This window comes from Methylorubrum zatmanii (assembly GCF_014845115.1).
Taxonomy (GTDB): Bacteria; Pseudomonadota; Alphaproteobacteria; order Rhizobiales; family Beijerinckiaceae; genus Methylobacterium; species Methylobacterium zatmanii.
Window position 1 is genome coordinate 1 of the sequence record NZ_NKUI01000306.1, and the last position, 5,409, is coordinate 5,409.

Below are 5,409 nucleotides of genomic sequence, written 5' to 3' on the forward strand. Positions count from 1 at the left end.
ACGGTGTCGCCAGGCTTGAGTTTGATCGAGGCCTGTCGGCCCAAGGCCAAAACACCACCTCAGGAACTTCGGCGCACGATCTCGGCCATCCTCTGGCGGCATCAGAACGGAGCGAAGTGGCGAGCCATCCCCACGGAGTTGGGCCCCTGGTGGCAGGCGGCGCAGATCTTCATCCGCTGGGCGCGGGCCGGAGTGTGGGAGCGACTGCTCGACCGTGTGCAGGAGCGCGGCGTGGCGCTGGGCATGGTCTTCCTCGATGGCAGCAACGTGCAGGCTCACCAGAAAGCGGCGAAAGGGGGGATCTGCGGCCCAGCGAGACGATCGTGAAGCACTTGGCCGCTCGCTTGGCGGCTATGGCACCAAGGCCTGCGTGATCGCCGACGGGAAGGGCCGCGCCATCGCCTTGCGCATCGCGCCCGGTCAGGCCCACGAACTGCCTCACGCTATTCCGCTCCTCGACCAACTCCCCGGTGTGCCCAGGTGGGTGGTGGGCGACCGCGGCTACTCCAGTCATCGCTTCCGCCACTACATTTGGACCACAGGTGCGCGCCCTGCGATCCCGACCAAGCGTAACGAGGAGTCGGTTGCCTGTCCGGACTGGGCCTACAACAACCGCGACATCGTCGAGAGGCTGTGGGCACGTCTCAAAGAGTGGCGCGCCGTCGCTACCCGCTACGAGAAGACCGCTGTCAGCTTCGCTGGTGTCCTATCCATCGCCGCTGCGCTCGACTGGATCAGGTGACGACAGGCCCTAGGTGTTTGATCCCGCGGTGTGGTGGTACGGTTGACCACCATGCTGCGAGGGATGCGCTATGGGCCAAATTCTCCACGGCAGCGCCCGCACGACGGAGCGGCTGTGTTGAAGGTCAAGCGGTGAGTGGCCGCCATGGCGTACGATCGCGGACGATGGCGTTGAGCGTCACCAAGAGCTTTCGCATCACTCAACAAGGGCAACCTTCCTCGGTCGGCCACGCTGGGTGAGCCGCTCATAGAAGGGCCGGAAGGGAGAGCCTCGCCGGATCGCGGTCAGCGCAGCCATGTACAGCATACCCCGAACAGATGTTCGCCCGCCTGCAATGGATCGCCGGCCTCGCATCAGGCCTGAGTCACGGTTGATCGGGGCAATACCGACGAGGGCCGCGAGTTGGTGGCGGCCGATGGTGCCGAGTTCGGGCAGCTGAGCCAGAAGCGTTCGTGCCGTGACATCGCCGATGCCGGGCACGGACTTGAGCAAGGCTTCGGTCTCGCACCAGACCGGAGAGGCTTCGATAGCTTGGCCAATCTCGCTGTCGAACTCCGCGAGCTCCCGCTCTAAGAAGGTGATGTGACGGTTGAGCCTTCGTATCAGCTGTTTGCCCACCGCTTGATCGCGGCGGTTGGCCTCCATGTTGATCATCCCGATGATCTGTCGCCGCCGGCTCACGAGCTCAGCGAAGTGACGTCTCTCCGGCTCCGGCAGCGGTCTGGCCGGAGGTCTGATGCGCTCGGCAAACAGGGCGATGACCTCGGCGTCGAGCGTGTTGGTCTTGGCCAGACGGCCCATCGCCCTGGCAAAGTCGCGGATCTGGCGTGGGTTGACGATGCAGAGCGGCAGGCCGAGGGCTGCCAGGGCGGCAGCCACGCTTGCCTCGAACCCTCCCGTGGCTTCCAGGACGACCAGGGCAACCGGTCGGCTGTCGAGGCGCCGGGCGAGGTGACCTTGCCCCCTGTTTGCCCCCGTTCATAACCAGAGTCCGTTCTGGTTCTGGTCCTGCTTGGACCGGGCTGCAAACGCGTTCGGGGTGAGCCCGCCGAGGCTCGTGTGGGGGCGGCAGGTGTTGTAGTCGACCCGCCACACCTCGATGATGGTCCGGGCCGTCGGCAGGCTCCTGAACAGATGCTCGTTCAGGCACTCGTCGCGCAAGCGCCCGTTCAGGCTCTCGACAAAACCGTTCTGCTGCGGCTTGCCGGGGGCGATGTAGTGCCACTCGACCGCACGCTCCTCCTGCCAGCGCAGGATGGCGTGCGAGGTCAACTCGGTGCCGTTGTCCGAGACGATCATCAGCGGCTTGCCCTGGTCCTTGATGATCCGGTCGAGTTCGCGCGCAACCCGCTGCCCGGACAGCGACGTGTCGACCACCAGCGCGAGACACTCCCGCGTGCAGTCGTCGACCACGACGAGGATGCGGAAGCGCCGCCCGTCGTCGAGCGTGTCGGAGACGAAGTCCAGGCTCCAGCGCTGGTTCGGCTCCTGGGGCACGGCGGCCGGTGCCCGCGTGCCAAGGGCTCGTTTGCGTCCACCGCGCTTGCGCACCGACAGCCGTTCCTCCCGATAGAGGCGGAAGAGCTTCTTGTGGTTGAGTATGAGGCCCTCACGCCGCATCAGGATGAGCAGGCGCCGGTAGCCGAACCGGCGGCGCTCGCCGGCCAGGCTGCGTAGGCGTGCCCGCACGGCTGCATCGTCACCGCGGGTCGAGGCGTAGCGGTACGTCTTCGGCTCCAGGCCGATCAGCCCGCAGGCGCGATGCTGCGAATAGCCCTTCTCCGCGATGGCCCAGTTCACGGCCGTTCTCCGTGCGCCGGGCGTCAGAAGTTTTTCCCAGCGCCTCACGCAGCGTCGCCACGTCGAGCATCGCCTCGGCCAGGAGCTTCTTGAGCTTGCGGTTCTCCTCGTCGAGCGCCTTTAGGCGACGCGCGTCAGAGACCTCCATGCCGCCGAAACGCGAGCGCCACGTGTAGAACGTCGCGTCGCTGATGCCGTGGCGACGGCAGATCTCAACGACCGGTAGCCCGGCCTGCTGCTCCTTCAGGATGCCGATGATCTGCTCTTCGCTGAACCGGCTCTTCTTCATCGTCCGTCTCCTCTTCGACGGACCCTAGCTTCAGAACGAGGGCAATCCAGGGGGCAAGGTCACTGGCGACGGCGTTCCACGCTCGGTCCCAACGGCTCATGCGCCCGCCCTCCCGCTTAAGCGAGAGAGGGCAGATTCAGCGGACCCGCGCGGGATACGCGTTAGGTTCAACGAACCGCAGCGCAGACCGCATTTTTCTGCTAAGTGTTTGATTATCTTGGTGGGCCCGGCAGGACTCGAACCTGCAACCAGACCGTTATGAGCGGTCGGCTCTAACCATTGAGCTACAGGCCCTGAGGCTGATCCTCCAGGCTTTTACGCCCGCCTGTTGATGTCAGCGGCAGAGCGGGCGGCGGAAACCCTTCTCGTGAGTAGCCGGGGAGGGGATTCTCGGCAAGAGCCCATGGAACGCGTCGGCGTTCACAGCGGAAGCGGGCCGGATCGGATCCAGCTGGCGCCGCATATTAGCGAGGCGTTGCGAGCCTCGATTTGTGGCGATCCTTCGCCTGCTGATCTCTTCCACCCCGATGATCGCCGAACCGGCGCCAGCGCGGCCACGATTCGCGAGCCGGTGCGTTGTCAGGGCGCGCGATCTCGATGGGAGCCCCGCCTGTGTATCTCCGTGCCGCCCTGCTGTCCCTGATGCTCATGTCGATGGCGGAGGCAGCGCCCTTCGACGATCTGAAGGCCGACCTCGCCTCCTGCCTGCGCTTCGAGACCGAAGAAGCGGCCGCTCAACGGGAGCGATTCGCAAAGGGCCGAGCCAATTACGCCCTGCAGAGATGTGCGGTTGAGGTAGCAAGGCTCGACCGCGCGGATGGCCGCCGCCTGCGCGGCGATCAGGGCCTCAGTCCCTCGACTTGGTCCGTGCTCAGAAGCGTCTTCGGATCGGGCGACCGCAAAGGCCATTCGGGTCGCCTTTGACCGGTCGCCGCGAACGCCTGCTGTCAGGGCGAGGCGGCGACCCGCCGGCTGGGAATCGCTGTCCTGCCGCGGCGGCGCCTCTGCGCGGACAAGGCCGGGATCATCGGCCCGAAAACAGGCTCACACCGTAACCCCGTCCCGTGCTAGAACAAAAAATGAACGATGCGGTGGCCGATGGTAGGGCGAAGTGACCTTCCGGCAACCGGAGACGCGGACGAGGCCCAATCGGGCTTGGCATGGGAGAGCGACGGTGGCGATGCGGACGACCTATCTCGTGCAAACCTTTGTGCTGAAACGCAAACGCCTCTGCCCCGGCGATCAGCAGGTCTCGCCGACGGTGAGCGGCGCATTGAAGCGGGCCGAAGCGATGGCCGGACGGCTGCCGGGCACCGCCGCCATCCAGATCGTGGCCGACGACGAGACGGGCGAGTTGGAGAGCGCGACGATCCTCGGCCGCTTCGGCGAGGTCCCCGACGACTTCGCCGACAGTCTGCAGGCGGCCTGAGGGAAGCATATCGGAGAAGGGATCGGGGATGGCGTTCAAACCCAAATCGGCCGCAGAGACAAAGGCCCGCGACCTGGGCCTGGCCGTTGCCCGGATCGCCGAGAGCGAAGGCCTGCCGGCCCATGTCGGCGTGGACGCCCTGCGTCGGGCAAGCCCACGCCTGACACCACTGGCGATCGGACAGATGGTGCGCAAACACCGCGACATCGTCGAGGAGACGTTGGCCGAGCGCGGGCTGGCGCTCGGCGACTACGCCGATCAGGGGCCGGGACGGGGCATGGAGTTCACGGTCGAGAACGCCTGATCCGATCTCCTCTCGATTCAAGCAGAGATCGGATCCGTCAGCCCGAAAGATACTGCTGCCGCTCGACAAGATCGTGCCGCCGTTTTCGTTCGACGCGCACCCCGCCGCATCGCACTCGATTATGGCATCGAACCCGGGTTCTCACGGGCGCGCTCGCCCCCGCTTTGGGGAACAGCGCTCCTGGCGAGCGCCGCTGAGCGACGGCGAGCTTGAGCCCTGGCCGTTCTGAGCCGAAGCGATGATCCCGCCCCAGGAACGATCCCCGCGTCCAAGGCTTCTCTCGGCATCCTGAGATACTTGAGGAGAGCCTCGTGGACGATGATCGCGTTTGGTCGTTCGAAAAGAGCCTTTGGACCGGCGGCGCGGATCATTACCGCGAGCTGGTCGACGACGAGTGCCTGATGGCGCTCCCCCAGCCGCCCTACGTCTTCGGTGGAGCCCAGGCGATCGAAGCGGTCGCGGACACGCCGCGCTGGTCAGAGGTCGAGATCGAGGACGGTCGGATCGCACGCCCGCAAGAAGGTTTGATCGTCATCGCCTATACGGTGAAAGCCACGCGGGACGACGAGACCTATGAGGCACATTGCACCTCGACCTACCGCCGCTTGGCGCACGAGGAATGGCGGGTTGTGCAGCACCAGCAGACCCCGCGCATCACGGCGCCGGCGGGCGACGACGCGACCTGAAGGAGCGGGCCCCACCGGATCGGGTCGGTCTCTACCGCGGCAAGATCACGCGCCCCTGCCTCCGGGGCACAGAGGCGGGTTTGTCAGGGCAATCGATCCGCTCGAAGGGCCGGAATGCATCGGCCCATCCCCGGTCCGAGGAGAGCTATGCAGGATTTT

The 5,409-nt window shown here is 65.9% G+C and carries 5 protein-coding genes, 1 tRNA gene and 2 pseudogenes; 5 read left to right on the plus strand and 3 right to left on the minus strand.

The window, feature by feature from the left end; translation table 11 throughout:
• Positions 1 to 3: 3 nt before the first annotated feature.
• A pseudogene (locus MZTS_RS24060) lies at positions 4 to 742 on the plus strand (IS5 family transposase).
• Positions 743 to 866: 124 nt separating this feature from the next.
• On the opposite strand, the pseudogene MZTS_RS24065 reads toward MZTS_RS24060, so the two are convergent.
• The 3 genes and pseudogenes from MZTS_RS24065 to MZTS_RS24075 form a co-directional block, all read right to left on the minus strand.
• Positions 867 to 1,708, minus strand: a pseudogene (locus tag MZTS_RS24065) (IS110 family RNA-guided transposase); the annotation flags it as partial.
• Positions 1,709 to 1,720: 12 nt separating this feature from the next.
• A protein-coding gene (locus MZTS_RS24070) for an IS3 family transposase (RefSeq protein ID WP_192285808.1) occupies positions 1,721 to 2,831 on the minus strand; the annotation gives its coding sequence in 2 pieces (ribosomal slippage) (positions 1,721 to 2,576 and positions 2,575 to 2,831; 1,113 coding nt in all).
• A gap of 218 nt (positions 2,832 to 3,049) precedes the next feature.
• Positions 3,050 to 3,125 (minus strand) — tRNA-Ile (locus MZTS_RS24075).
• A gap of 318 nt (positions 3,126 to 3,443) precedes the next feature.
• Here MZTS_RS24075 and MZTS_RS24080 point away from each other — a divergent pair.
• The 4 genes from MZTS_RS24080 (at position 3,444) to MZTS_RS24095 (ending at position 5,250) form a co-directional block, all read left to right on the plus strand.
• Positions 3,444 to 3,755, plus strand: a complete 312-nt coding sequence (locus MZTS_RS24080; protein WP_192285810.1) for a hypothetical protein — start codon at positions 3,444 to 3,446, stop codon at positions 3,753 to 3,755.
• 250 nt (positions 3,756 to 4,005) lie between these two features.
• Positions 4,006 to 4,260: a hypothetical protein gene (locus MZTS_RS24085; protein WP_192285812.1), complete on the plus strand. Its 255-nt coding sequence runs from the start codon at positions 4,006 to 4,008 to the stop codon at positions 4,258 to 4,260.
• Between the two features lie 28 nt (positions 4,261 to 4,288).
• A complete protein-coding gene (locus tag MZTS_RS24090) occupies positions 4,289 to 4,564 on the plus strand; it encodes a hypothetical protein (protein ID WP_009861502.1) in 276 nt (91 codons plus the stop codon).
• 311 nt (positions 4,565 to 4,875) lie between these two features.
• Positions 4,876 to 5,250: a DUF4440 domain-containing protein gene (locus MZTS_RS24095; RefSeq protein ID WP_009863675.1), complete on the plus strand. Its 375-nt coding sequence runs from the start codon at positions 4,876 to 4,878 to the stop codon at positions 5,248 to 5,250.
• Positions 5,251 to 5,409 lie beyond the last annotated feature (159 nt).